Raw genomic sequence first — 24,222 nt, forward strand, 5'->3', positions numbered from 1 at the left:
TGACGCAGCGCCTGTCGGATACCTCGCCCATACGGCGCCTGACGCGCGGCGAGGTTTTTTGAGCTCGACGGCTCAACGATCTTTACCATGGGCGGCGCCACGAGCGTGGATAAGGAATACCGCATTCCCTATTCCAGCTGGTGGCCACAGGAGCTGCCGGACGAGCGCAACTTTGAGGAGGCGCGGGCAAAGCTCGACAGCGTGGGCTGGAAGGTCGACTACGTGATCACCCACACCTGCTCCACGCGCATGCTTTCGCCCACGCTCTATCCGGCGCCCGGCTGGAATTACCCCGCCGTTGATCGGCTTACGGCGTTTTTCGATGAGCTGGAAGACTGCTTGGATTACAAGCGCTGGTACTACGGGCATTTTCATCGGGATGCCAACCCGGCCGAACGCCACACCGTGCTCTACGACTGCATCGTTCGCCTGGGTGACGAACTCCAGCCTTGGGATGTTGCGTAGGGGCGGGGTGGCTGGCTACTCGGCCGTTATGGTGATGTTCTCCCGGTGCGCGCGGATGACGTCCCAACCAAAGTGCTCAACCAACTGCTCGGCGGTACGCGGCGTGGTGTCCGGCGCGATGCCCGTTTGTCCGGCGAGCCATCCCAGCAGTGCCTCGGGCGTGCCAAAGCGGGTGCGTAGTTCGCCCAGGTCAAGATCGCGGTCGCGCTTGGAAAGGCGGCGGCCGTCCGGCGACATGAGCAGCGGGATGTGCGCGTAGTGCGGCGTGGGAAGACCCAGCAGATGCTGCAGATAGATTTGGCGGGGCGTGGAGCCCAGCAGATCGCATCCGCGCACGACCTCGGTGACGCCCATGGCAGCGTCATCGACCACCACGGCTAACTGGTAGGCAAACACGCCGTCGCTGCGACGCACCAAAAAGTCGCCGCATTCGGTGGCGAGCGCCTCGCATTGGGCACCATACGTGCGGTCCACAAATTCGACCACATCGTCTGCGAGGTCGTCGACGGCGGGCACGCGCAGGCGCGTGGCCGGGGCGCGCAGGGCACTGCGGCGGGCGACCTCTTCGGCCGAAAGCCCTCGGCAGGAGCCGCGATAAATGGGCGTGCCGTCGCTGGCGTGCGGCGCGCTCGCGGCGTGGAGTTCGGCGCGCGTGCAAAAGCAGGGGTAGGTGAGGCCGGCGTCTTGCAGCTGGTGCAGGGCGTCCTCGTACAAGTCCAGGCGATCGTGCTGGTAGTAGGGGCCTTCGTCCCACTCAAGCCCCAGCCAGGCCAGGTCGTCAATCAGTTGAGCGGCAAGTTCCGGGCGCTTGCAGCGATCGTCCAGGTCCTCGATGCGCAACACGATGCTGCCGCCCTGGCTGCGGGCCGAAAGCCACGCGCACAGGCAGCTGAACACGTTGCCCAGGTGCATGCGGCCCGAAGGCGACGGAGCAAAGCGACCCACGACGGGCGCGGGAACGGAGGCGGGCTGTGCCGTGGGCGCGTCCGCGGCGGGCGTTGCTATGTTGCGTGCGTTGATATCCATGCGGACGAGTATAGCGCGGGGGCGCGATGGGGAGGCGTCACGGTGGTTCGCAAGTTGTCGAGGCCTCGCATTGCGTATGGCGGGCCGCGGACTCGGTGCTTTGATTCCTGTCCATCAACTCGGTACCTTTGACGACAGAACCCCCGGCAGCTCTTCGCAACTGCCGGGGGTTCCGCGGAAAAGGGGGACATGATCCTCAAGCGAACGGCAAAGGGGCAAACCGTTTTCGCTCAACTGCTTTATGCCCCTCGGCTGGCGGCTCAATCAGTGCATGCCGCGCCCACACAAAGCCGCTACACCTGTGACGGAGCTGTGAAGTGGTATCTATCGTTGGTGCAGGACATGCCAAGGAGTGTCCTAAACTGCCGGCAGATAAGGAACGTCCCTAAGTGCCAGGCTCGGGCGTGACTTTCATCCCATTTGGCGCTCCGGTCGCCTAGATATTCGTCATGTGTGCCCGTAAACGTGGGACAATGGCGCTGTTGGTATCACAGACAAAGGATGTGCCTATGAACGCCCCCGTTGCCAAGACCTGTCGGCAGCGTCGCCTATTCGCGCGATTTGCTTCCGTCTGCGCACTCGTCGCGCTTGCATTGCTGCTACTGCCCGCCGCCGCGCACGCCGACGGCTATTCCATGACCCAAACCTATATCGGTGCCACGGTCGAGGCCGATGGATCGCTGACCGTTGTCGAGGGACGTCAGTTTGATTTCGACGACGACATCAACGGCGTGTATTGGGAGATCAATACGGGCACCAACCAGCAGGGCGGCGCGGCGGGCGTCGACGTGCTGAGCGTCGAGGAAGAGGACACCGCGTTCAACAAAGTCGATAGCGCGAACAAGGGTGACTCTGGCGTCTACACGGTCGAGCAGTCCGACGGCGGCGTAAAGATCAAGGTTTTCAGCCCCCACGAGAGCGGCGATAGCGCGATCTATTACGTGAGCTACACCATGACCGGTGCGGTCATGAACTGGGCCGATACCGCCGAGCTCTACTGGAAGTTCGTGGGCGATGGCTGGTCCGCGGATTCCGATGACGTCGAGATGGAAGTGTACTTCGCAAATGCTGCTGCCGGGACGGCGGCCGTCAAGGGCGATAACTTCCGCGCATGGGGCCACGGCCCGCTGACGGGCGACGTGTCGCTCGATGCGGACGAACCCATGGTCACCTATACCATTCCCTGCGTGCATCAGGGCGAATTCGCCGAGGCGCGCATCGCCTTCCCCCGCGACTGGGTGCCATGGCTTTCCGCTTCAAGCGAGGAGCGCATGTCAACGATCCTGAGCGAAGAGAAGGCGTGGGCCGACGAAGCTAACGCCCGCCGCGCTCACGCTCGCGTGATTTCCAATGCGCTTGCCGTGTTAAGTGTTGTCGCAGCGGTGGCCTTTACCGGCACAATCGTTGTGCTCAAGCTGCGCCGCCGCAAGCCCAAGCCGCTTTTCCAGGACGAATATTTCCGCGATGTGCCTTCGGCCGACCATCCCGCCGTGCTTTCGGCCCTCATGAGCTGGAACGAGGTACCCGATCAGGCATATATCGCCACGCTCATGAAGCTCACCGACGACCGTGTGATCAAGCTGGAGCAGGCGACCGTGACCAAGGCCAAGAAGGGTCTGCTGGGGCGCGAAAAAGAAGAGCAGACGTATCGCGTGACGGTGAGTGATGCGGGCTGGAAGTTGGCCAAGGGCATTGACCGCATGGTACTCAAGGTCTTCTTTGCCGGTGCTAAGCCCGACGAGAACGGCGATCGCTCGCGCACGTTTGACGAGCTGCAGCACTACGTCAAGCAGCACGCTACGCCCGTGGGCGACAAGCTCGAGGACTATCAGAACACCGTTAAGGGCAAGCTGGCCGATAGCGAGTACGTTGCCTCTGACGGCATTGTCGCAATGGTGTTTTGCCTGGTCCTTGGTATTCTGATCGCCTGTGTTCCCGCGGTATCCATCTTCTTTACCGACGGCGCACAGGCGAACATTATCGCCGCGGTTATCTCGGTGCCGATTGTGCTGGTGGGTATTGGCGTGGGCCTTACGTTCCGCCGCTTTACGCCGGAGGGCGCCGAGGTGGCGGCGCGCTGCAAGGCGCTTAAGCATTGGCTCGAGGACTTCACGCGCCTAAAGGAAGCCGTCCCCGGCGATCTGGTACTGTGGAACAAGCTGCTGGTGATGGGTGCGGCGCTGGGCGTTTCGAAGGAAGTCCTGCGTCAGCTTGCCGAGGCCGTGCCGCCCGAGGTGCGCGAGGCCGACGGTTTCTACGACAATTACCCCTGCTACTGGTGGTACTACCATCACTACGGAAACCAGTCCCCGCTCGATTCGTTTAACGACGTGTATCACGAGAGCATCCGTGAGCTGGCTTCGAGTTCCGATAGCTCGAGCGGCGGCGGTGGCGGTGGCTTCTCGGGCGGCGGAGGCGGCGGCGTCGGCGGAGGCGGCGGCGGAACGTTCTAACGGTCGTAAGCTATGGGATGGGCTTTTCTCGACAGCCGTCGGGGAAAGCCCATCCCCGTTTTATGCGCTACCTACGAAGACTGTCCCCAGCGACTAGTCATTTAAGACTGTCCCCAACGACTAGGTATGGCTGCTGGGCCTAGACGGTTAGGTCCAGTTCGTAGAGGAAGCTTTCGCGCGGCATGGCGTGGCGGCGTTCCTCGCGGTTGGCGCGGTGCGTGGCGGTGCGCTTAAAGCCGTGCAGTTCGTAGAACTTCCACGAGCAGTTGGAGTCGGTGTACAGGTGTGCGCTGGTCGCCCCGCGCGAGGACAGATGCGAGATTGCGGCGTCGAGCAGAACCGTGCCAACGCCCAGGCCGTGGACATCGCGATCCACGGCAAGCAGCGTGACCTCGTTGTCGTGCGGCAGCGGGCTGCTCTCGAGCAGGCGGTTGTTGGTTCGGATGGTTGTGCGCACAAACGAGAGATACTCGGCGCACGACTCGGATTCTAGCTCACGCATCTGCGACAGCAGTGCACGCTCAGTATCCATCCAATGTTCGTTGATAGTGACGCCGGAGCTCTGTCCTGCGCGTGCAAGCGCAATGCCGCGCGCCTGACCGTCGATTACGGCAACCTGCGAAAACGTCGATGAAGAAAGGCAGTAGGCAAGATCGCACGCGGCCTCAAGGCGGTTGTACTCATCGTTATCCGAGTTGTTGTGCCAAAGCTGCTGCAAGATCAGCGCGATGGCGTCGAAATCTTCGGTATCAAACGGTCGGTAGAGAACCCGCGAGACCATGGTGCCTCTTTCTATTGCGGATGCATATCGAGCACAGTTCTACCACGCCGTTGGCATCTAATTATGGTGCCCCTGTGTTCCATGAACTCACCGTGCCCGGTGCCGGGCCCATCCCCTCTGCTCGCAAACTTTTTCTGCACATGCGCCCGTTGCGGGGTGCATCGATGCGCTCGATGCGCTACATTAAATCAGTATTTTCAATGCCGCTGCGCGAGCGCTGCAGATCGACGTATCACCGACTCACAGAGCACGGCGGCGTACCAGACAGGAGGACTGCATGGGATCTGATGTGAAGATCGCACGCGCGTTGATCTCGGTTACCGATAAGACGGGCGTCGTCGATTTCGCACGGACGCTGGTCGATGACTTTGGCGTCGAGATCATCTCTACGGGCGGCACGGCTCGTGCCATCGAGGACGCGGGCGTTCCCGTAACCCCCATCGAGGAGTTCACGGGCTATCCCGAGATGATGGACGGCCGCGTTAAGACCCTGCACCCCAAGGTTCACGGCGCGCTGCTGGCCCGCCGCGATTCCGAGCAGCACATGCAGGAGGCGGCTCAGCACGGCATTAAGCTGATCGACCTAGTCGTCGTCAACCTGTACGAGTTCGAGAAGACCGTCGCCAACCCCGAGGTCACCTTCGCGGACGCCATCGAGCACATCGACATCGGTGGCCCCTCCATGCTGCGCTCTGCCGCCAAGAACGCCACGAGCGTTACCGTCATTTCCGACCCGGCCGACTATGATGCCGTCCTGGCCGAGATGCACGAGACCGGTGGCTGCACCACGCTTTCCACCCGTCGTCGCCTGCAGGTGAAGGTCTACCAGACCACCGCCGCCTACGACACGGCCATCTCCCGCTGGCTCGCCGCCCAGGCAAGCGACGTGGCGGACACCTCTGCCAAGCTCGAGATTTCGCTGGAGAAGGTCGACGACCTGCGCTATGGCGAGAACCCGCAGCAGAAAGCCACAGTCTATCGCTTTGCCGAGGGCTGCGAGAACACCGCGAGCTCGCAGTTCCCGCTCGTGGGCTCCAAGCAGATCCAGGGCAAGCCGCTCAGCTACAACAACTATTTGGATGCCGACGCCGCTTGGAACCTGGTCCGCGAGTTCGACGAGCCGGCCTGCGTAATCCTCAAGCACCAGAACCCCTGCGGTTCCGCCGTTGCCGAGGACATCACGGCTGCCTACGACCGCGCTTTTGCCTGCGATCCCAAGAGCGCCTTCGGCGGCATCATCGCCTGCAACCGCGAGGTTCCCTTTGATCTGGTTGAACACTTTGCCGATCAGAACAAGCAGTTCGTCGAGGTCATCATCGCCCCGAGCTACACCGCCGAGGCGCTCGAGCGCATGGCCAAGCGCCCCAACCTGCGCGTGTTGGCGACCGGCGGCGTGGACCACGGCGCTCAGGTGGAGCTGCGCTCCGTCGACGGCGGCATGCTGGTGCAGGAGGTCGACCACGTGACCGAGGATCCCGCGACCTTTACGTTCCCCACCGACCGCAAGCCCACCGACGCCGAGATGGCCGAGCTCGAGTTTGCCTGGAAGGTCTGCAAGGGCGTTAAGTCCAACGCCATCCTGGTCTCCAAGGGTAAGGCCGGCATTGGCATGGGCCCGGGTCAGCCTAACCGCGTTGACTCTGCGCTACTTGCCTGCGAGCGCGCCGAGGACTTCTGCGAGCGCGAGGGCGTGGAGAAGGGCGGCTTTGCCTGTGCAAGCGACGCATTCTTCCCGTTCCGCGACAACGTCGACGTGCTTGCCGCGCACGGCGTGACCTGCATCATCCAGCCCGGCGGCTCCAAGCGCGATGACGAGAGCATTCAGGCCTGCAACGAGCACAATATTGCTATGGTCTTTACGGGCGCTCGCCACTTTAGGCACTAAGTTTCGCCCCGGGACAAAATAATCTCCGCAAAAGACGGCTGCTCCGTTTGGAGGGCCGTCTTTTTGGTATAAGAGGACGGAATGACTAACACGAAAGGTATGACCATGCCCCAGATTGATGATGCCGAGCTGTTTGGCAATGCCGAGGATCAGCGTGCGTACGAGGAATTTTGCGCCAATCAGGAGGCGGTCGAGAAGTTCACGCTCGACAAGCCCGCGCTTGTCTGCCGCTGGCGTATGTCCAACAAAAAGGTGCCCATGCTCAACCGCCACATTCGTGCGCTGTCCGAGCGCCTGGTGCAGGGCGAGCCGCTTACCCATAACATGCTCAGCTGGGCCAAACAGCACGTTGAGTGGTCGCTTGCCGAGGGCGATTACACCGCATGCGACGGCGTGCTCATGCTGGTGATCGACGTTAACGGCAACGCCGCCATGACGGTGGGGGAGTACGAGCCGCTGGCCGACACGTCGGCCAAGGCGCTGCGTGTCCGTTCTGCCGAGGCTCGCTCCGAAGCCGACGAGACCGGCGTGGCGCCCGAGCTGCTCGCCGCCGTCAACAACGGCGAGCTTGCCTTTGTGGCGCCGGCGGACGAGTGCCTGTGCGGCACGGCGACGCTCATCGAGCAACTGGCCCAGACCAAGGGCATCCCGGTCACGCGCGTAGACATTCCCGCGCAGCTCAAGGGCGCGCTGTTCCTGGTGAGCGACGAGCACGGCGTGGTTCCCGCAACCGAGACGGACGCTGCGGAGGCTGACGCCGCCACGGTCGCCTTCTTTGCCGACGGCTACGAAAAGCTCCGTGCCCGCCGCTCTTAACCTCAAGGCGGGGTGGGCTTACTGAAGCGAGCGAGCGCGTTCGATGGCGTAGGCGAGCGACAGCTGCTCCATCTCCGGGGCGCATTTGTAGCTCAGTCCGGTGAGAGCCGTCACCTTATCGAGGCGATATCGAATCGTGTTCGGGTGCTGGCCAGTCTGCTTGGCGGTTTGCTCGATACGTCGGCCGTTCTCAATGAATGCGGCGAGTGTGGATTCCAGCTCACTGCCATGCTCGCTGTCGTGCTCGCGTATCGGCGAGAGAATCGCCTCCGAAAACGATCGCATCTCCGGGGTTTCCGCAAAAGGCATCACGGTTCTCAGGATGCCGAGCTGCGTATAGCGGACGGGGCCCTCGGCTCGTTGACAAGATAGGCGCTGTGCGTAAATCGCCTGCGAGATTGCCTGCGCCACCGCCTCGTCTCCAAACAGAATATCGCTGATGCCGAGCCCTTCCGCTCCGCCATCGATACTGCTAGCCTCGATGAGCTCCGTGAGCGCCTGCACGATTCGCTCCACATCGAGCGTCTGTTCCGAGTCGCTTGTCGCTACGAATAACAAACCTCCGTCATAGGGTGCCAGCATATTGTGGCATCCGGCGAGGGTCGATTTTGCCCAGAGACGTTCGATTTGCAAAAACGTACGCGGGTCGAGGGGCTCTGCAAACGATGCGAACAGGGCGACCGCTTCGTCCAGAAATGACGGGTTGAGGCTTCGGATGCGTCGGCAGATGGACTCGGGCGATACGTCTGTCCTCAGGGCATCGATCTCGCGCTGTGCGAAGTCGATGGACGCGAGCTGCTCGATATGCCGTTTGACCTCATAGATGACGCTGTCAAAGAACAGTGAGTCGTCGGTCGTGAGAAAGACCGGGTAGTGCCGCGCGTTGGCGTAGCGGATGGCTTGGTCGGGAATCGGGATGTGCAGGACGTTTTTGATGATGAGACCGCTCGTTCCCTTGGCGACGAGGTATTTCACGGCTTCAGTGATGAGGTACGGGTCGTCCTTCGCATAGAGGAAAGTGCTGAGGATGATCTCGTCTGAGCTGAAGTTGACGCGCTGGTACTTGTTCTTGAGGCCGGGCATGAGTTCATAATCGAGAATTCCGACGCCGGAGACGGCACGCGAGACGCCATCGCTGCCGGCGATTAGACGGACCGACCCCTCATATTCCCGTGAGAAGTCCGAGATGGTGTATAGCATCAGCATCACCTTGTAAATCATCACAATAAGTACCTGTACAAATAGGATAATCGCACATCCATATACCGTTGATGCGAGAAATAGCTCAAATACCTGCTGATAGAACGAAAAATCAGATTGAGAATCGTTGTAGATTCCAACAAGAAATGATCCTTGGCGACATCGTTACTAAACCGTACAGTGAAGCAACGTAAAGCTTTCGCTGAGAGGAGCGATGATGGGGCAGATGATGGTACTTTCGGCCGAGGAAGTTTCCAAGGTGCTGACGATCGAGGATGCAATCGCTGCCGTGGAGGAGGCATATCGCCAGAAGGCAACGGGCAAGGGCGTTGCGTGGCCGATGGTATATGAGCAGTTCGAGCCTGGCGTGGCCGATATGGATATCCGCTCGGGCGAGTTGGCGGGAAGCGGTCTCTTCGGTCTCAAGCTCACTGCCTGGTTCTCTCAGAATCCCAAAAAGGGGCTGCCCGAAATCTTTGGCACCACGCTGCTGTGCGACAACGCGACGGGCGAGCCGTTGGCGCTGCTCAATGCCTCCGCCGTCACTGGACTTCGCACCGGTGCCGCCGCTGCGCTCGGTGCCAAGTGGCTGGCTCGGGCGGATGCATCCAAACTGCTTGTTGCGGGCGCCGGCCATATGAGCACCTATATGGCGGCGGGCGTGCTTGCCGCCTGTCCCAAAGTGAGCGAGGTCAAGGTGTGGGAGCCGGTTTCCGATGCCGCGCCCGAGGCCCGCGTCGAGCGCATGCGAGACGAGGTCGCCCATATCTTGGGCGCCTGCGAGCATGCTCGCGAGGCATCCACCTATTCCATCGAGGCGACGGCTGACGGCCAAGGTGCCGCGGCGGAGGCCGACATCATCGTGACGATCACGCCGGCGACCAAGCCCATCATCCCCGATGCATGGGTGCGTCCTGGTACGCATATCTCCTGCGTCGGTGCCGACATGCCCGGCAAGCAGGAGCTCGCCTCGGCGCTTGTCGCCCGTGCCGCTGTTTACGTCGACGACCGCGAGCAATCGGTCGCGTCCGGTGAGCTGGAGATTCCGGTTGCCGAGGGCGCCATCACGCCCGAGGACATCAAAGCGGAGTTCGGCGAAGTCATCACCGGCACGGCTACGGGGCGCTCGGATGACGAGCAGGTGACGGTGTTCGATACGTCGGGCATCGCCGTTCAGGACCTTTCGGCATCGAAAATCGCCTACGACCGCGCCGTCGAGGCGGGGCTGGGTACCGTGGTGGAGCTGTAAGAGAGTCAAGGAAAGGAAACGACAATGCAGATCAAGGATTTCGCCGTCGAGCAGTGGATGAACGAGTGGGAGATCAAGTGCACCCACAACGTTGCAGAGACGTGCGTCTACTCCCTCACGCTCGACCAGCTGTTCGAGCTTACGAACACCGACAAGAAGGCGTGGCTTGATAGCCTGTGCTCGCGCCGATTCACCTACGGAGACATCGAGGGGCAGCCCGGCTTCCTCGAGGGGGTCGCGCGTCTCTATAAGACGGTCGAGCCCGGGCATATCGTGCCCACGCACGGTGCGACCGGTGCCAACTCCCTGGTTATTTCCACGCTCGTCGAAACGGGCGATCACGTAGTCTCCGTCAAGCCCACCTACCAGCAGCTTTATTCGATTCCCGAGATGTGCGGCGCGAAGGTCGATATCCTTCAGCTCGACCGCAAGAACGGCTACCACGTCGACGTCGACGCGCTCGATGCCCTGGTGACCGACGATACCAAGCTCATCTGCATCAATAACCCGGACAACCCCACGGGCGCCCTGCTCGACACCGATACGCTCAAGGCGATTGTCGAGGTCGCGCGCAAACACGACGCGTGGGTGCTCTGCGACGAGGTCTACCGCCTGCTTACTCAGACGGATGAGTACTCCGAGTCCGTGATCGACCTGTACGACAAGGCCATCGTTACCGCATCCATGTCCAAGGTCTGGTCGTTCGCCGGCCTGCGTCTGGGCTGGGCGGTCACCAAGAGCCCGGAGCTCCGTCGCGCGCTGCTCTCGCATCGCGACTACAACCTGATTTCTGCCGGCATATTCAGCGAGTCGGTGGCGGAGCTGATTCTGGGCAACGCTTCCGTGATCCTTGAGCGCAGCCGTCGCATCGTCCGTCAGAACCTTGCTGTTCTGGAGAAGTGGGTCGAGAGCGAGCCGCACCTGTCGTTCGTTAAGCCCGAGGCGGGTACCACCGCGCTCGTGTATTACGACTACGACATCGACTCCAGGACGTTCTGCATCGACATGATTAAGAAGTCCGGCGCGCTCGTCACCCCGGGCGATTGCTTCGAGGAGCCCAAGAGCATGCGCATCGGCTATGCATACTCCGATAACACCGACGACCTGCAGAAGGGCCTGGATGCCATCTCTGCGTACATGCGTACGCTCGAGTAGAGGCTCGAGGTCGAAGTGATGGGGCCGATCGGTTTAGGACCGGTCGGCCCCTATTTTCTCTCAAGACTACCGAACGCTTTTGTCACATTAGGTGCCCACGGGGTCGTATTGCTGCGACGCTGTGGGCATAATGGTGTGAAAGGTGCAAGTTACGCGAAATGGGAGGACACATGGCGCTGATCTATGTCGTTGAGGACGACGAGCCCATTCGTCGTGAGCTTATCGACATCCTTGCCCGCGCCGGTTTTGAGGTTGAGGCATGCGAATCGTTTGAGCATGTCTCGCGCGATATTCTCGCCGCCGCGCCCGACCTAGTGCTGCTCGACCTCACGCTTCCCGTCAAGGACGGCCAGCATATCTGCCACGAGGTTCGCCGCGAATCCGAGGTTCCCATCATCGTCCTCACGTCGCGCACGACCGAGATCGACGAGGTCATGGCCATGACGCTCGGCGCGGACGACTTTGTTCCCAAGCCCTACAGCGCCCGTGTGCTCGTGGCGCGCATCAATGCCTTGCTGCGTCGCACCGCGGCGTCAGGTGAGCGCAGTACGCTCGTCCACAAGGGGCTGGAGCTCGACCTCGCCCGCTCCATGGTCACCAATACGGCAACCGGCGACAGTACCGAGCTCACCAAAAACGAGCTGCGTATCCTCTCGCTGCTTCTGAGCCGCGCGGGCAAGATCGTTTCGCGTCCGGCCATCATGCAGGACCTGTGGGACTCCGACGCCTTCGTGGACGACAACACGCTTACCGTTAACATCAACCGCCTGCGCACCACGCTCGAAAAAATCGGCATCAAGGGGTATTTGACGACGCACCGCGGCCAAGGCTATTCGGTCTAGGGGCCGGCTATGTCGTTTGCCAAGTTCTTTAAAGACGCGCTGCTTCCCGTCGCCGTGTGGACGTGCGGCGTGCTGCTGAGCTGCTTTGTGCTGACGGTCGCCGGCGCACCCGTTTCTATCGTGGTCGTGGCGGTCGGCGTGTCCTTTATCTTCGGTATGCTCGGCATCGTGATCGAGTACGCTCGCCGTCGCCGTTTTCTGCGCCAGCTGGAGCGCGCGGCTGAGGAGCTCGAGAGTCCCGCATGGGTGCAGGAGATGGTGCAATGCCCGACCTATGCCGAGGGCGAGCTCGAGTACGAGGTCTTGCGCCGGGTGGGCAAAGCTGCCTGCGACGAGGTTGCCGAAGGCCGGCGCCAGACCGATGACTATCGCGACTATATCGAGAGCTGGGTTCACGAGGCCAAGCTGCCCTTGGCGGCGGCCCATCTAATTTTGGAAAATCTGGATGGCAGCGAAGACGACCTGTCACGTGTGGATGACCTGGGCCGTGAGCTGGCTCGCGTGGAACGCTATATCGACCAGGCGCTGTACTACGCGCGCTCGGAAGTCGTGGAGCGTGACTACCTGATTCGCCGCTGGGATCTCAAGACCTTGGTGACGGGCGCGATTAAGGCCAACGCGCGCGAGCTTATCGCGGCGCACGTGGCCCCGGTGTGCGAGAACCTCGACTTTGAGGTGTTTACCGACGAGAAGTGGCTCGAGTTTATCTTGGGCCAGCTCATTCAGAACAGCATTAAATATGCGCGTGAGGACGGCGCGAAGATCGTGTTTTCGGGAGCGTTGCTGGACGAGGGCCTGGCAAGCGAGCGCATCGAGCTTACCGTCGCGGACAACGGCTGTGGTGTGAGCGCGGCCGACCTGCCCCGCGTGTTCGAGAAGGGCTTTACCGGCGACAACGGTCGCACCACCAAGCGCGCAACGGGTATCGGCCTCTACCTGGTGGCGCGTCTGTGCTCCAAGATGGGCATCGACGTCACCGCAGCGTCCGAGCCCGGAGAAGGCTTCGTCGTTACATTCGCTTTTTCAACGAACAAGTTCCAATATTTCGAGTAACGCACGCGGCAGACGTCCGCCCAAACAAAAACGTGCCGCCCCAAACGGGGCGGCACGCCATCTTTCTTATCAGCCAACTCGCTGAAGTACGGTGACGAAGGCGCAAGGCCGGGAGGGGTTATCTAAGCCGACATCCCGCAGCCGCGAAGCGGCGAGGACGTCGGCGTGATAACCCCGCAGGCCTTGCGCCGGCGGGAAGGAACCTACTTCACGACCAAAATGTCGCAGTCCGTATTGCGCAGCAGGAACGTCGAAATCGAGCCCAAGAGCGCGTACTTAATTGAGGACAGGCCGCGGGCGCCGCAGAGCACCAGATCGGGCTTGACCACGTCGAGCATCTCATCCTTGAGCGTCTCACGAATGCGGCCGGTACGAATCATGACCTCGACCTCGGGAATGTCGGGATTGGCCTTGGCCTCCTCGAGCTGCTTGGCGATGGAGTTGTTAAAGGCCTCCTCCAAGCCGTTGACCAGGTCGACCGGATAGGAACCGGCGCTCTCGAGCGCGGTGGAGTCGATAACGTGGCCGATGATCAGCTTAGCGCCGTTGTTCGCGGCGACCTTGATGGCGCGTGCGAGCACAAAATCCTGCTGCTCAGTACCGTCGAGTGAAACAAATACCTTGGTATAGCCCTCGTTCATGGTTTCCTCCTTGGTCTATCGCACGGGCGCGGGGCTCGTGCGTCGGGCGGGCGCGGGCGCGTTGGCCGCCGGACACTTTATCTTGTTGCAGTTATACCCAAGGATTCGGATTTGACCGCTCGCAATTCTGTGAACGGGCGAGTTTTTTGGTAAGGGTAGGCACAGGCGTGCCGCCAACGGTTGATAATGGGACATCGCCCGCACCGTCCGCAGAACAATATCGGCGGGTGTCTAACGAGGGGGTCCCTTTGGATATCATCGAGCTTCTAAAATCTGCCTTCATGGGCCTGGTCGAGGGCATCACCGAATGGCTGCCTGTTTCGTCGACGGGTCACATGATCTTGGTGGACGAGTTCGTCAAGATGAACGTGAGCGAGACGTTCTGGAATATGTTCCTGGTCGTGATTCAGCTCGGCGCCATTCTGGCTGTCTGCGTCCTGTTCTTCTACGACCTTAACCCGTTTTCTCCCAGCAAGGGCAAGGAGGGCCGTCGCGACACCTGGGTGCTGTGGGGCAAGATTGTGCTCGGCTGCATTCCCGCCGCGGCGATTGGTCTGCCGCTCAACGATTGGATGGAGGAGCATTTCTACAATGCTCCCGTCGTGGCGCTGGCGCTCATTGTGTACGGTGTGCTGTTTATCGTGATTGAGAACTGGCGCGCGAGCAAGCGCGAGGAAATGGCCGTTGCCGGTTCGTTTGGTTCGCGTGCTGTGGTGGCGGGCGGACGTCCCGCCGGTGCGCACTTTGCGGCGCCCGCCGCGGCTACCGCTGAGGATGAGGACGATGACGAGAATCTGGACTTTGGCTCCATCGCCACGCTCGAGGACCTGAGCTGGAAGACTGCGCTGGGTATCGGCTGCTTCCAGGTGCTTTCGCTGGTGCCTGGTACGTCTCGTTCCGGTTCTACCATCATCGGTGGCCTGCTTTTGGGCTGCACGCGTTCGGTGGCGTCCAAGTTTACGTTCTTCCTGGCCATCCCTGTCATGTTTGGCGCGAGTGCGCTCAAGCTGGTCAAGTACTTCATCAAGGGCGGCACGTTCGGCGCCAACGAGGTCGCTATCTTGGGCGTGGGCTGCGTTGTGGCCTTTGTGGTTTCGCTCATCGCCATCAAGTGGCTCATGGGCTTCGTCCGCCGTCACGACTTTAAGTGCTTCGGTGTTTACCGCATCATCCTGGGCATCGTGGTGCTCGCGTACTTCTTTGTCCTGGAGCCTATGCTCGGCCTGTAACTTGGTTGACGCTGCGCGGCGGCCAGGGCGACAACTTGTTATCCAAAGGGGGCGGCACGGCCAAAAGGTCTATGCCGCCCCCTTTTCATGCCAATTTGTTCGCCCTGGCCGCCGCTCGCTGCTGCTGCCATGACATCGGCGGTTTCGTGATTGTCAATAGATTGGTGCAAAGCAACCTGACCCCATTGCACCAAATCTGCTGGGGTGGGCCTGACGGCGGCGCACGGAGTCGTGGTGTGATTTGCGTCGGTGTCCGCGCGGCTCGGTATACTGGTACGGCTCAAACTATGGCGCTGCCCGCAGGCGCGCCGTCCGTCAGATGAGGAGTCGCCCATGACCCAGCCCCTGCCCTGGGAAAAGAACACTGCGGTACCCGTGCCGCCCGCGCCGGAACCCGTGCCGCTCGATGCGTACACCGCCCCCGCCGCGCCGGAACCCGAGCTCGTTCCGCTCGACATCTACGACGCCCCGGCTCCGGCGCCCAAACCAGCCAAGCCGCTCGTCGATATCGATAGTCTGAACCCCGCCCAGCGCGAGGCGGTCCTGACCACCGAGGGCCCGTTGCTGGTCCTTGCCGGCGCCGGCTCGGGCAAGACCCGCGTCCTGACCTTCCGCATCGCGCATATGCTTGGCGACCTGGGCGTTAAGCCCTGGCAGGTCCTGGCCATCACGTTTACCAACAAGGCCGCGGCCGAGATGCGCGAGCGTCTGGCAGCGCTCATCCTCAGCGGCACCCGCGGCATGTGGGTGTGCACCTTCCACGCTATGTGTGTGCGCATGCTGCGCGAGGACGCCGACCTGCTGGGCTACACCGGGCAGTTCACCATCTACGACGATGACGACTCAAAGCGCATGGTGCGCGACATTATGCAGACGCTCGGCATCGAGCAAAAGCAGTTCCCCATCAACATGATCCGCAGCAAGATCAGCTCGGCTAAAAACGCCATGATTGGGCCCGAGGACATGCTCAAATCGGCCGACAGCCCTAATGACAAAAAGGCCGCGCAGGTCTACCTGGAGCTGGAGCGCCGCCTGCGTGCCGCCAACGCGATGGATTTCGACGACCTGCTCGTGCGCACGCTCGAGCTGCTGCGCACCCGCCCCGAGGTGCTCGACAAGTACCAGGAGCGCTTCCGCTACATTAGCGTCGACGAGTATCAGGACACCAACCACGTCCAGTACGAGATCGCCAACCTGCTGGCCGCCAAGTACCAAAACCTCATGGTCGTGGGCGATGACGATCAGTCCATTTATAGCTGGCGTGGCGCCGACATCACCAATATCCTGGACTTTGAGAAGGACTTTAAAGACTGCAAGACTGTCAAGCTGGAGCAGAACTATCGCTCTACGGGCCATATCCTGAGCGCCGCCAACGCCGTGGTGCGTCACAACTCGCAGCGCAAGGACAAGCGCCTGTTTACGGCCGAGGGCGACGGCGAGAAGATCCAGGCCTTCCAGGCAAGCGATGAGCGCGACGAGGGCCGCTGGATTGCCGGCGAGATCGAAAAGCTGCATGCCAAGGGCACGAGTTACGACGACATCGCCGTGTTCTACCGCACCAACGCCCAGTCGCGTATTCTCGAAGATATGTTTCTGCGCGCGGGCGTGCCCTACAAGATCGTGGGCGGCACGCGATTCTTCGACCGTGCCGAGATCCGCGACGTCATGGCTTACCTCAAGATGATCGTGAACCCGGCCGACGAGATGAGCGTCAAGCGCGTCATCAACACGCCGCGCCGCGGCATCGGCTCCACCTCGATCCAAAAGATCGAGCAGCTGGCGCGCGATAACCGGTGCTCGTTCTTCCAGGCCTGCGAGATCGCGTGCGCCGAGACGGGCATGTTTAGTGCCAAGGTGCGCAACGGCCTGTCGAGCTTTGTGTCGCTGGTGCGCGAGGGTCGCCGCATGGACGGCGAGCTCAAGGACGTCGTCGAGATGATCGTCGACAAGACGGGCCTGCTGCAGGCTTTCCGTGCCGAGGGCACCATGGAATCCGAGAGCCGTGCCGAGAACATCCAGGAATTCCTGGGCGTCGCCGCCGAATTTGAGGAGACGCACGAGGATATCGAGGGCACGCTCGAGAGCCTAGAAGAGCTGCGCGCGGCCGGTGTTGCCGACGTGCCCGCCGGCGCCGAGCTCGAGCCCGTCGTGGTGAGCGCGCCCGCGCCCGAGCCGGGACCGTCCGCGCCCGCGTCTTCGTTTGAGGCGCTGGTCGGCGCTCGCGACGCCGCTGGTTCCAACCCGCTCGATAGCCTAGCCGCTCCAGCGCTCTCGCCGCAGGATGCCCTGGCCGCCGCCATCGCGGGTAACGCCTATGCCACGCCAACGGAGATGCCGGCGGGTGCCGTGCATGCCGACGAGATCGAGCGCACCTACGGTCCGCTCACCTGTAAGGCACTGCCGGCACTCATGGAGTGGCTGGCCCTGCGCTCCGACTTGGATTCTTTGGCAGGCGAGACGCATGCCATCACCATGATGACCATCCACTCCGCCAAGGGCCTGGAGTTCCCGGCGGTGTTCGTGGCCGGTATGGAGGAGGGCATCTTCCCGCACGTGCACGATTTTGGCGGCAGCGATGATCCGGGCAAGCTCGAGGAGGAGCGTCGCCTGGCCTACGTTGCCATCACGCGTGCTCGCAAGCGCCTGTTCTTGACCTATGCGGCAACGCGTCGCACCTACGGCTCGACCTCTGCCAATCCGCGCTCGCGCTTCCTCAACGAGATTCCGTTTGAGGATATCGAGTTTAGCGGTATCGGTTCTGCCGGTTTTGAGGGCACGGGCTGGGAGAAGCGCGGCGACCGACACGGCACCTTTGGATCGGGCATGGGCTCGGACATGTATGGCGGCAAGGTGTTCGGTTCGCATACGCGCTCGACCGGCGGTTCCGGTTCGCGCGGCGGATCGAGCTTTGACGACTTCTTTGGCGGCAGCAGTTACGGGACCGAGCGCCATCGTGGGGTCTCGCCAGACGCCGGCCGTGTTGCCTCGACCTTTGGTTCGGGCGCGCCGCGAGCCAAAAAGCCGTCGTCCAAGGTGTCCCCGACGGTGGAGCGCAAGGTCGATCGCGCTAGCGCGTCGCAGGACTTTGCCGCAGGCGATACCGTGAGCCACAAGACCTTTGGCACAGGTACCGTGATCTCGGTTGTCGGAGACATGATCGAGGTTCAATTCGAAAAGACCGGCCAGACCAAAAAGCTTATGAAGGGCTTTGCTCCGATCGTCAAGCTGTCGTGATCCCGGCGGACCTGGGCGGGCGTATGGGGCAACATCGCCTGCTCGGGCAGTCCTGCTCGCACGGAGAGCACATTAAGTGCTCTCCGGCTCGTGCGGAACTCGCGATCGATGTTGCCCCATACGCCCGTCCAGGTCCTTAGATAACGTTGCTTGCGAACGTCGCTCTGCTCGTCCGCTTTTTTGATCTGGAGAGCCGGGTGGGCTGATATATATGGACAAGGGGCTCCCCCGTTGGTGAACGGGGGAGCCCCTTGTTGCGTTTGGGTTGTTGGTGCGAACTAGAGGTGGCTGATGATCAGTTCCATCTTGCCTTCGAGGTCGATGGAGCTGACGGTGCTCGGGGCCAGCAGGTGGCTGCCCTTGTGGACGGGGTCGCCGCAGATGGTGCCTTCGCCGTCGATGACCGACAGGCACATGAAAGGCCAGCGCTGGTCGAGGGTCTTGCTGCCGTCGACGCGCACGCGATCGACGGTGTAGCAGGGGTTGGACTCGAGCTCGGTCACGCCGTCGACCTCGGGCGCGGTCACCGTGCCGTCGGTCGGAGCCTGAGCATCAAAGTCGATGCAGTCGAGGCTCTGCTCAATGTGCAGCGGGCGCAGCTTGCCATCGGTGCCGGGACGGTCGTAGTCGTACAAGCGATATGTCACGTCGCTCGACTGCTGCGTCTCCAAAATGAGCGTGCCGGTCTTGATGGCGTGCACGGTACCGGAATCAATCTGGAAAAAGTCGCCCTTGTGGATCGGCAGTACGTTGAGCATATCGTCCCAGCGGCCGTCCTCGATCATCTGTGCGGCCTCGGCGCGGTTATGCGCGCGCTGGCCGACGATGATTGTGGCGCCGGGCTCGCAATCCAGCACGTACCAGCACTCGGTTTTGCCCAGGCTGCCGTTCTCGTGCTTGGCGGCGTACTCGTCGTTGGGATGAATCTGGATCGAAAGGTCGTCCTTGGCGTCCAGAATCTTAATGAGCAGCGGGAACTCCTTACCCTCGCAGTTGCCAAAGAGCTCGCGGTGCTCGGCCCACAGCCACGACAGCGTGTGGCCTGCATACGGGCCCTCCGCAATCTGGCAGTCACCGTTGGGGTGGGCCGAGATGGCCCAACACTCACCGATGGGACCCTCGGGAATGTCGTAACCAAATACGGTTTCGAGTTGACGGCCGCCCCAGATCTTCTCGTGGAAGATCGGCGTCAGTTTAATCAAATCGGACATGTTCATACTCCCATTGTGCTGCGTGGGCGCCGCGTAAAACTGCTCAAAACGAGCGCCCGCATGACTACAAAAACCTATGCCAACGTTACGTTGTGCAACTCAAAGCGGTCGCCAACGTTGCGCGAGACCGAATACTCAAAGGCGGCACCGCTGTCCAAAAAGCCAATCTGGGTGAGCTCGAGCAGGGGAGAGCCAGGTTTGGTGTCCAGACGCTCGGCTTCTTCCTCGGTTGCTGCCACGGCGCGAATGGTACGGTGAAAGCTCGAAATCTTCAGCCCACATTGCTCGCGGATGAAGCGGTAGAGCGATCCGTACAGGTCCTTCTTTTTAAGGCCTGGAATCAGCTCGAGGGGCATGTAGGTGTACTCGATAACGATGGGCTTCTCATCGGCCTGACGCACGCGCACGACGTGATAGGCAAAGTCATCCTCGGCAATTCCCAGCTGGGCTGCGATGTCCGCCGGTGGATTAACAATCGAGAAATCGTAGACCACCGAGGTCACCTTCTCCCCGCGGTGCTCATACGAAAAGCCCTGGGCACGGTCGTTTTTGCCCTGGAAAAACGCCTGACCGGGAAGCCCCGCCGTGTCCTTAACGTAGGTACCCGATCCGCGTCGGCTGGTAATAAGACCTTCCTCGGTGATTTGTTCAATAGCTCGTTTGACGGTGATTTTGGAAACGCTATAGAGCTCGCAGAACTCAACGACGGTGGGAAGCTTGTCGCCCGGTTTAAGAGCGCCATCCTCGATAGTGCGACGAATATCTGCAGCTATCGCCTCGTATTTGGGAATCATGGAACCTCCTTTCCAACTTGATTGAGTATAAAAGAAAGTATAGTTAACACCTAAGCATCTCTATTGAGTTATTGAAAAGTTCGAGAAAGATAAAATCAAAAGACGCCCCACTTGTAAAATCAGAGCGTTTTAAATGATAAACATCTGAGTAGTGTCGTGTTGAGGAATGAACGGTCCGAGGACGGGACCGAACCGATATAGCGGCCAGCGAACCGAATCTCGTACTCTGCGTTTCCCCAGATATAACCTGCCAAAACAAACCTGTCCCTTTTTGGCAGGTTTTTGCCTTGGGAGCGGTACCATACAGGCAATGTTTAAACGAGAAAGGTGGGCTCCCATGGAACCTAAGCAGTACTACATCGGCATTGACGTCGGCGGCACTTCGGTTAAGGAGGGCCTGTTCGACGAGGACGGCAACCTGCTAGCCAAGGCCAGCGTGCCTACGCCTCCCATCGTTGACGCCGCGGGCTTTGCCGCGGTGACCGAGGCTATCGACCAGGTGGTCGCCAAGGCTCAGATTCCGCGTGCCTTTGTGGCGGGCATTGGCCTGGCCGTTCCGTGCCCCATCCCGGCATCGGGCGATGCCAAGGTCAAGGCCAACATTGCCATTAACCTGCCCGAGCTGAGGATCGCCATTCAAAAGCACTGCCCCGACGCGGTCGTTAAGTACGAGAACGATGCCAACGCCGCTGCCATGGGCGAGGCCTGGCTCGGTTCTGCCAAGGGCGTGCAGAACGTGGTGATGGTCACCATCGGTACCGGCGTGGGTGGCGGCGTTATCGTTAACGGCGACGTGGTATCGGGCGTTGTGGGCGCCGGCGGCGAGATTGGCCACATGTGCCTGAACCCGGCCGAGGAGCGCACCTGCGGCTGCGGCGGCCATGGCCACCTGGAGCAGTATTCCAGCGCCACCGGCGTGGTGAGCAACTACCTTGCCGAGTGCAAGAAGGCGGGCGTCGAGCCCATCGAGCTCACCGGCCCCTCCGATTCCAAGGACGTGTTCCAGGCCTGCCGCGAGGGCGACAAGCTCGCGCTTGCCGCGGCCGATACCATGGCCGACTATCTCGGCCGTGCCCTGGCGCTCATTGCCAACGTGGTCGACCCCGAGATGTTCCTGATCGGTGGCGGCGCGTCCGCTTCGGCCGATGTCTACCTCGACAAGGTTCGCGAGCACTTTAAGCAATACGCGCTTTCCGCCTCGCGCGAGACGCCCATTAAGGTCGCTTCGCTCGGAAACGACGCCGGCATCATCGGCGCCGCCTACGTAGCCCTGCGCGCCGCCGGTAAATAGCTGGTGCAAGGGGGTCAGGTTACTTTGCACCAACATGGTGTAAAAGGGACAGCCTTGGCCCCCGTGCCTACCCCAAAATATGCCGTGGCCCTTCCGTCTGCGAAGGCTCGGCATCGGCGTGCTACCATAGCTACGTCCAAGTACACATATCAAGTGGAGGATATCCATGGCAAACGTTCTTGTCTTTGGTCACCAGAACCCCGATAACGACGCCATCATGAGCGCCGTCGTCCTGTCCCAGCTGCTCAACCAGGTTGAGTATGCCGGCAACACCTACGAGGCCTGCGCCCTTGGTCAGCTTCCGGCAGAGTCCGCCAAGCTGCTCGCCGACGCCGGCATCGCCGAGCCTCGCGTGATCGAGTCCGTCGAGGCCGGTCAGCTCGTCGTCCTCACCGACCACAACGAGTCTGCCCAGTCCGTCGCCGGCCTTAAGGACGCCACGGTCTTTGGTGTTGTCGACCATCACCGCATCGGCGACTTCGAGACCGCCGGCCCGCTGCACTACATCTGCCTGCCCTGGGGCTCCAGCTGCACCATCGTCACCAAGCTCGCCGGCGTGCTCGGCGTTGAGCTTTCCGACGTCCAGGCTAAGCTGCTGCTCTCGGCCATGATGACCGATACGCTCATGCTCAAGAGCCCCACCACCACCGATGTCGACCGCGCCGTCGCCGCCAAGCTCGGTGAGCAGGTGGGCGTCGACCCGGTCAAGTTTGGCATGGAGGTCTTCCTCACCCGTCCGTCCGGCTCCTTCACCGCAGCCGAGATGGTCGGCAATGACATCAAGATGTTCGAGCCCGCCGGCAAGAAGCTGCTCATCGGCCAGTACGAGACCGTCGACAAGAGCCGCGCGCTCGGCATGATCGACGAGATTCGCGAGGCCATGCGCGCCTACGCCGCCGAGAAGGGCGCCGACGGCATCGTCCTGTGCATCACCGACATCATGGAGGAGGGCTCGCAGGTCCTGCTCGAGGGCGAGACCGAGGCTGCCCAGAAGGGCCTGGGCATTGCCGACGAGCACGACGGCGTCTGGATGCCGGGCGTCCTCTCCCGTAAGAAGCAGGTCGCTGCTCCCATCATGGCCGCCTGCTAGGTTTAGTTGACCAAACGCCACGACCGGATCGCGGACGTCCCGCGCTCCGGTCGTTTTTTGTGCGCGGCACCGCGTCGTCTCTTGGACAGGCGTGCCCGCGCCGTTGAGCAAATAATGTTCAACCTGTGGTTCCGCTTTTCGGCCACGCCTGCGTGCTTGGCGTGCAGGGTAGGCTAGATGCAAGCGTAATACGTTAGAGCGCGGCGCCGCCACTTGGGCGGGCCGTGCTTTTTTAAGACGGGAGCCTTCCCGTGAAAGGAGCCGCCCATGGCAGCAACTGAGCAGCTGTTCAACGTTCGTGAGCGCAAGCGCTTTGAGCGTCACGACATTTGGGAGCGCATCGCCGAGAACGGCACGATTTCCGCCGCCGTCATGGTCTTCGCCGCCATCGCCGCCGTCATTTGCGCCAACACCGATGCCTACGAGGTCATCCATCACTTTTTGGAGACCCCGCTGTATGTGGGTCTGGGCAACCTGACGGCCGGTCTCACCGTCGAGCTTTTCGTCAACGACTTCCTCATGGCGATTTTCTTTTTGTTGGTGGGCATTGAGCTTAAGTACGAGATGACGGTCGGCGAGCTCAAGAATCCGCGTCAGGCCATGCTTCCCATGCTGGCGGCCGTGGGCGGCGTCGTCGTTCCCGCCTGCATCTACCTGATCTTTAACCATGCCGGCGCCCACAACGGTTGGGCCATCCCCATGGCAACCGATATTGCCTTTGCGCTGGGCGTACTGTCGCTTTTGGGCAATCGCGTGCCCAACGGCGTGCGCGTGTTCTTCTCGACGCTCGCCATCGCCGACGACCTCATCTCCATCGCCGCCATCGCCATCTTCTACGGCCAGAGCCCCAATCCGTTTTGGTTGGGCGCCGCCGCGCTTGTGACCTGCGCGCTCGTGTGGCTCAACAAGACGCAGCATTACCGCCTTGCCCCGTATTCGGTACTGGGTCTGCTGTTGTGGTTCTGCATGTTCAAGAGCGGCGTACATGCCACGCTTGCTGGCGTCATCTTGGCCTTTACCATTCCGGCCAAGTGCGGCGTCAAGCTCGATAGCCTCACCGATTGGTTGGGCGAGTGCCTGCCGCTGCTCGATGACCGCTACGACGACGAGGCGCACATCCTAGGCCAGCATGACTTTACCGTCTCGACCACCAAGGTCGAGCGCGTCATGCACCGCGTGACCCCGCCGCTCATCCGCATGGAGCGTCTGATCTCCACGCCGGTCAACTTTGTGATTCTGCCGATTTTCGCGTTCGTCAACGCACAGGTTCGCCTAGTGGGCGTGGACATGAGCACGCTGCTCACCGACCCGGTGACGCTCGGCGTGTACTTTGGCATGTTGCTGGGCAAGCCGATCGGCATCTTTGGCATGACGTTCGCCTTGGTCAAGCTCAAGGCCTGCGAGCTGCCGCACAACGTTAACTGGCACATGATTGCCGGTGTGGGCATTCTGGGTGGTATCGGCTTTACCATGTCGATTCTCATCAGCGGCCTCGCCTTCCCGACGGCCCAGTTTGAGGTTCTGGCTGCCAAGGCCGCCATCCTTGCCGGTTCGGTCACCGCCGCCGTGCTCGGCATGATCTACATGAGCGTGGTCTGCAAACACCCCGCGCCCAAGGGCGAGTAAGGGCACATACAAGTTTGAAAACGCCGCCTGTGAACACCATCACAGGCGGCGTTTTAGTCATTGGGTGTTCCTATAGTTTTGTCAACCGTCGGGGCTACTCCCGGTAGGGCACCCGGTCGCGCATCACGGCGTATATCGCCCTGAGCCGCTTCCTCGCGACGGCCTTGAGCGCCCGCCCGTG

The 24,222-nt window shown here is 61.4% G+C and carries 19 protein-coding genes; 13 read left to right on the forward strand and 6 right to left on the reverse strand.

What is annotated here, in order from left to right; translation table 11 throughout:
• Nucleotides 1–87 precede the first annotated feature (87 nt).
• The gene (locus AAAX72_RS09190) at nucleotides 88–465 is read left to right on the forward strand and encodes a hypothetical protein (protein ID WP_349130086.1); all 378 of its coding nucleotides are present in this window, start codon (nucleotides 88–90) and stop codon (nucleotides 463–465) included.
• A gap of 15 nt (nucleotides 466–480) precedes the next feature.
• On the opposite strand, the gene gluQRS is transcribed toward AAAX72_RS09190, so the two are convergent.
• Nucleotides 481–1,491 carry a tRNA glutamyl-Q(34) synthetase GluQRS gene (gene gluQRS / locus AAAX72_RS09195; protein ID WP_349130088.1) on the reverse strand — a complete coding sequence of 337 codons (1,011 nt, stop codon included), beginning with the start codon at nucleotides 1,489–1,491 and terminating at the stop codon, nucleotides 481–483.
• A 509-nt stretch (nucleotides 1,492–2,000) separates the two neighbouring features.
• Between gluQRS and AAAX72_RS09200 the strand changes: the two genes are divergently transcribed.
• Nucleotides 2,001–3,944, forward strand: coding sequence for a DUF2207 domain-containing protein (locus tag AAAX72_RS09200; RefSeq protein ID WP_349130089.1), 1,944 nt, complete (start codon nucleotides 2,001–2,003; stop codon nucleotides 3,942–3,944).
• A gap of 139 nt (nucleotides 3,945–4,083) precedes the next feature.
• On the opposite strand, the gene AAAX72_RS09205 is transcribed toward AAAX72_RS09200, so the two are convergent.
• Nucleotides 4,084–4,725: a GNAT family N-acetyltransferase gene (locus AAAX72_RS09205; RefSeq protein ID WP_349130091.1), complete on the reverse strand. Its 642-nt coding sequence runs from the start codon at nucleotides 4,723–4,725 to the stop codon at nucleotides 4,084–4,086.
• Between the two features lie 277 nt (nucleotides 4,726–5,002).
• Between AAAX72_RS09205 and purH the strand changes: the two genes are divergently transcribed.
• Together purH and AAAX72_RS09215 are read left to right on the forward strand one after the other, a co-directional pair.
• On the forward strand, nucleotides 5,003–6,610 hold the full coding sequence (purH, locus tag AAAX72_RS09210; RefSeq protein ID WP_349088162.1) for a bifunctional phosphoribosylaminoimidazolecarboxamide formyltransferase/IMP cyclohydrolase: 1,608 nt from the start codon (nucleotides 5,003–5,005) through the stop codon (nucleotides 6,608–6,610).
• 81 nt (nucleotides 6,611–6,691) lie between these two features.
• Nucleotides 6,692–7,426, forward strand: coding sequence for a hypothetical protein (locus tag AAAX72_RS09215; protein WP_349130092.1), 735 nt, complete (start codon nucleotides 6,692–6,694; stop codon nucleotides 7,424–7,426).
• Between the two features lie 18 nt (nucleotides 7,427–7,444).
• Here the strand turns inward: AAAX72_RS09215 and AAAX72_RS09220 are convergent, their stop codons facing one another.
• Nucleotides 7,445–8,647 (reverse strand): PucR family transcriptional regulator, encoded by a 1,203-nt coding sequence (locus tag AAAX72_RS09220; RefSeq protein WP_349130093.1) that lies wholly within the window; start codon nucleotides 8,645–8,647, stop codon nucleotides 7,445–7,447.
• 196 nt (nucleotides 8,648–8,843) lie between these two features.
• On the opposite strand from AAAX72_RS09220, the gene AAAX72_RS09225 reads away from it, so the two are divergent.
• The 4 genes from AAAX72_RS09225 (at nucleotide 8,844) to AAAX72_RS09240 (ending at nucleotide 12,925) form a co-directional block, all read left to right on the forward strand.
• Nucleotides 8,844–9,875 (forward strand): ornithine cyclodeaminase family protein, encoded by a 1,032-nt coding sequence (locus tag AAAX72_RS09225; RefSeq protein WP_349130095.1) that lies wholly within the window; start codon nucleotides 8,844–8,846, stop codon nucleotides 9,873–9,875.
• Between the two features lie 24 nt (nucleotides 9,876–9,899).
• A complete protein-coding gene (locus AAAX72_RS09230; RefSeq protein ID WP_349130096.1) occupies nucleotides 9,900–11,030 on the forward strand; it encodes an aminotransferase in 1,131 nt (376 codons plus the stop codon).
• 170 nt (nucleotides 11,031–11,200) lie between these two features.
• Complete coding sequence (locus tag AAAX72_RS09235) at nucleotides 11,201–11,872, forward strand: response regulator transcription factor (RefSeq protein ID WP_349130097.1); 672 nt, start codon at nucleotides 11,201–11,203, stop codon at nucleotides 11,870–11,872.
• A 9-nt stretch (nucleotides 11,873–11,881) separates the two neighbouring features.
• Nucleotides 11,882–12,925, forward strand: a complete 1,044-nt coding sequence (locus AAAX72_RS09240) for a sensor histidine kinase (protein ID WP_349130098.1) — start codon at nucleotides 11,882–11,884, stop codon at nucleotides 12,923–12,925.
• 203 nt (nucleotides 12,926–13,128) lie between these two features.
• Here the strand turns inward: AAAX72_RS09240 and AAAX72_RS09245 are convergent, their stop codons facing one another.
• Nucleotides 13,129–13,566: a universal stress protein gene (locus AAAX72_RS09245; RefSeq protein WP_055285548.1), complete on the reverse strand. Its 438-nt coding sequence runs from the start codon at nucleotides 13,564–13,566 to the stop codon at nucleotides 13,129–13,131.
• A gap of 248 nt (nucleotides 13,567–13,814) precedes the next feature.
• Between AAAX72_RS09245 and AAAX72_RS09250 the strand changes: the two genes are divergently transcribed.
• Nucleotides 13,815–14,795, forward strand: coding sequence for an undecaprenyl-diphosphate phosphatase (locus AAAX72_RS09250; protein WP_118334221.1), 981 nt, complete (start codon nucleotides 13,815–13,817; stop codon nucleotides 14,793–14,795).
• A 333-nt stretch (nucleotides 14,796–15,128) separates the two neighbouring features.
• Complete coding sequence (locus tag AAAX72_RS09255; RefSeq protein ID WP_349130099.1) at nucleotides 15,129–18,029, forward strand: UvrD-helicase domain-containing protein; 2,901 nt, start codon at nucleotides 15,129–15,131, stop codon at nucleotides 18,027–18,029.
• Nucleotides 18,030–18,307: 278 nt separating this feature from the next.
• On the opposite strand, the gene manA is transcribed toward AAAX72_RS09255, so the two are convergent.
• Entirely contained in the window at nucleotides 18,308–19,246 is a 939-nt protein-coding gene (gene manA, locus AAAX72_RS09260) for a mannose-6-phosphate isomerase, class I (protein ID WP_349130100.1), read from the reverse strand.
• A 68-nt stretch (nucleotides 19,247–19,314) separates the two neighbouring features.
• Entirely contained in the window at nucleotides 19,315–20,034 is a 720-nt protein-coding gene (locus AAAX72_RS09265) for a GntR family transcriptional regulator (protein ID WP_349130101.1), read from the reverse strand.
• A 337-nt stretch (nucleotides 20,035–20,371) separates the two neighbouring features.
• Here AAAX72_RS09265 and AAAX72_RS09270 point away from each other — a divergent pair, with 337 nt between their 5' ends.
• From AAAX72_RS09270 to nhaA, 3 genes are all read left to right on the forward strand, one after another.
• On the forward strand, nucleotides 20,372–21,325 hold the full coding sequence (locus tag AAAX72_RS09270; protein ID WP_229030427.1) for an ROK family protein: 954 nt from the start codon (nucleotides 20,372–20,374) through the stop codon (nucleotides 21,323–21,325).
• Between the two features lie 166 nt (nucleotides 21,326–21,491).
• The gene (locus tag AAAX72_RS09275; RefSeq protein ID WP_006235927.1) at nucleotides 21,492–22,415 is read left to right on the forward strand and encodes a manganese-dependent inorganic pyrophosphatase; all 924 of its coding nucleotides are present in this window, start codon (nucleotides 21,492–21,494) and stop codon (nucleotides 22,413–22,415) included.
• A 267-nt stretch (nucleotides 22,416–22,682) separates the two neighbouring features.
• Complete coding sequence (gene nhaA / locus AAAX72_RS09280) at nucleotides 22,683–24,041, forward strand: Na+/H+ antiporter NhaA (RefSeq protein ID WP_349130102.1); 1,359 nt, start codon at nucleotides 22,683–22,685, stop codon at nucleotides 24,039–24,041.
• Nucleotides 24,042–24,222: the final 181 nt, after the last annotated feature.

This window comes from Collinsella sp. CLA-ER-H8, from assembly GCF_040092335.1.
Classification (GTDB): domain Bacteria; phylum Actinomycetota; class Coriobacteriia; order Coriobacteriales; family Coriobacteriaceae; genus Collinsella.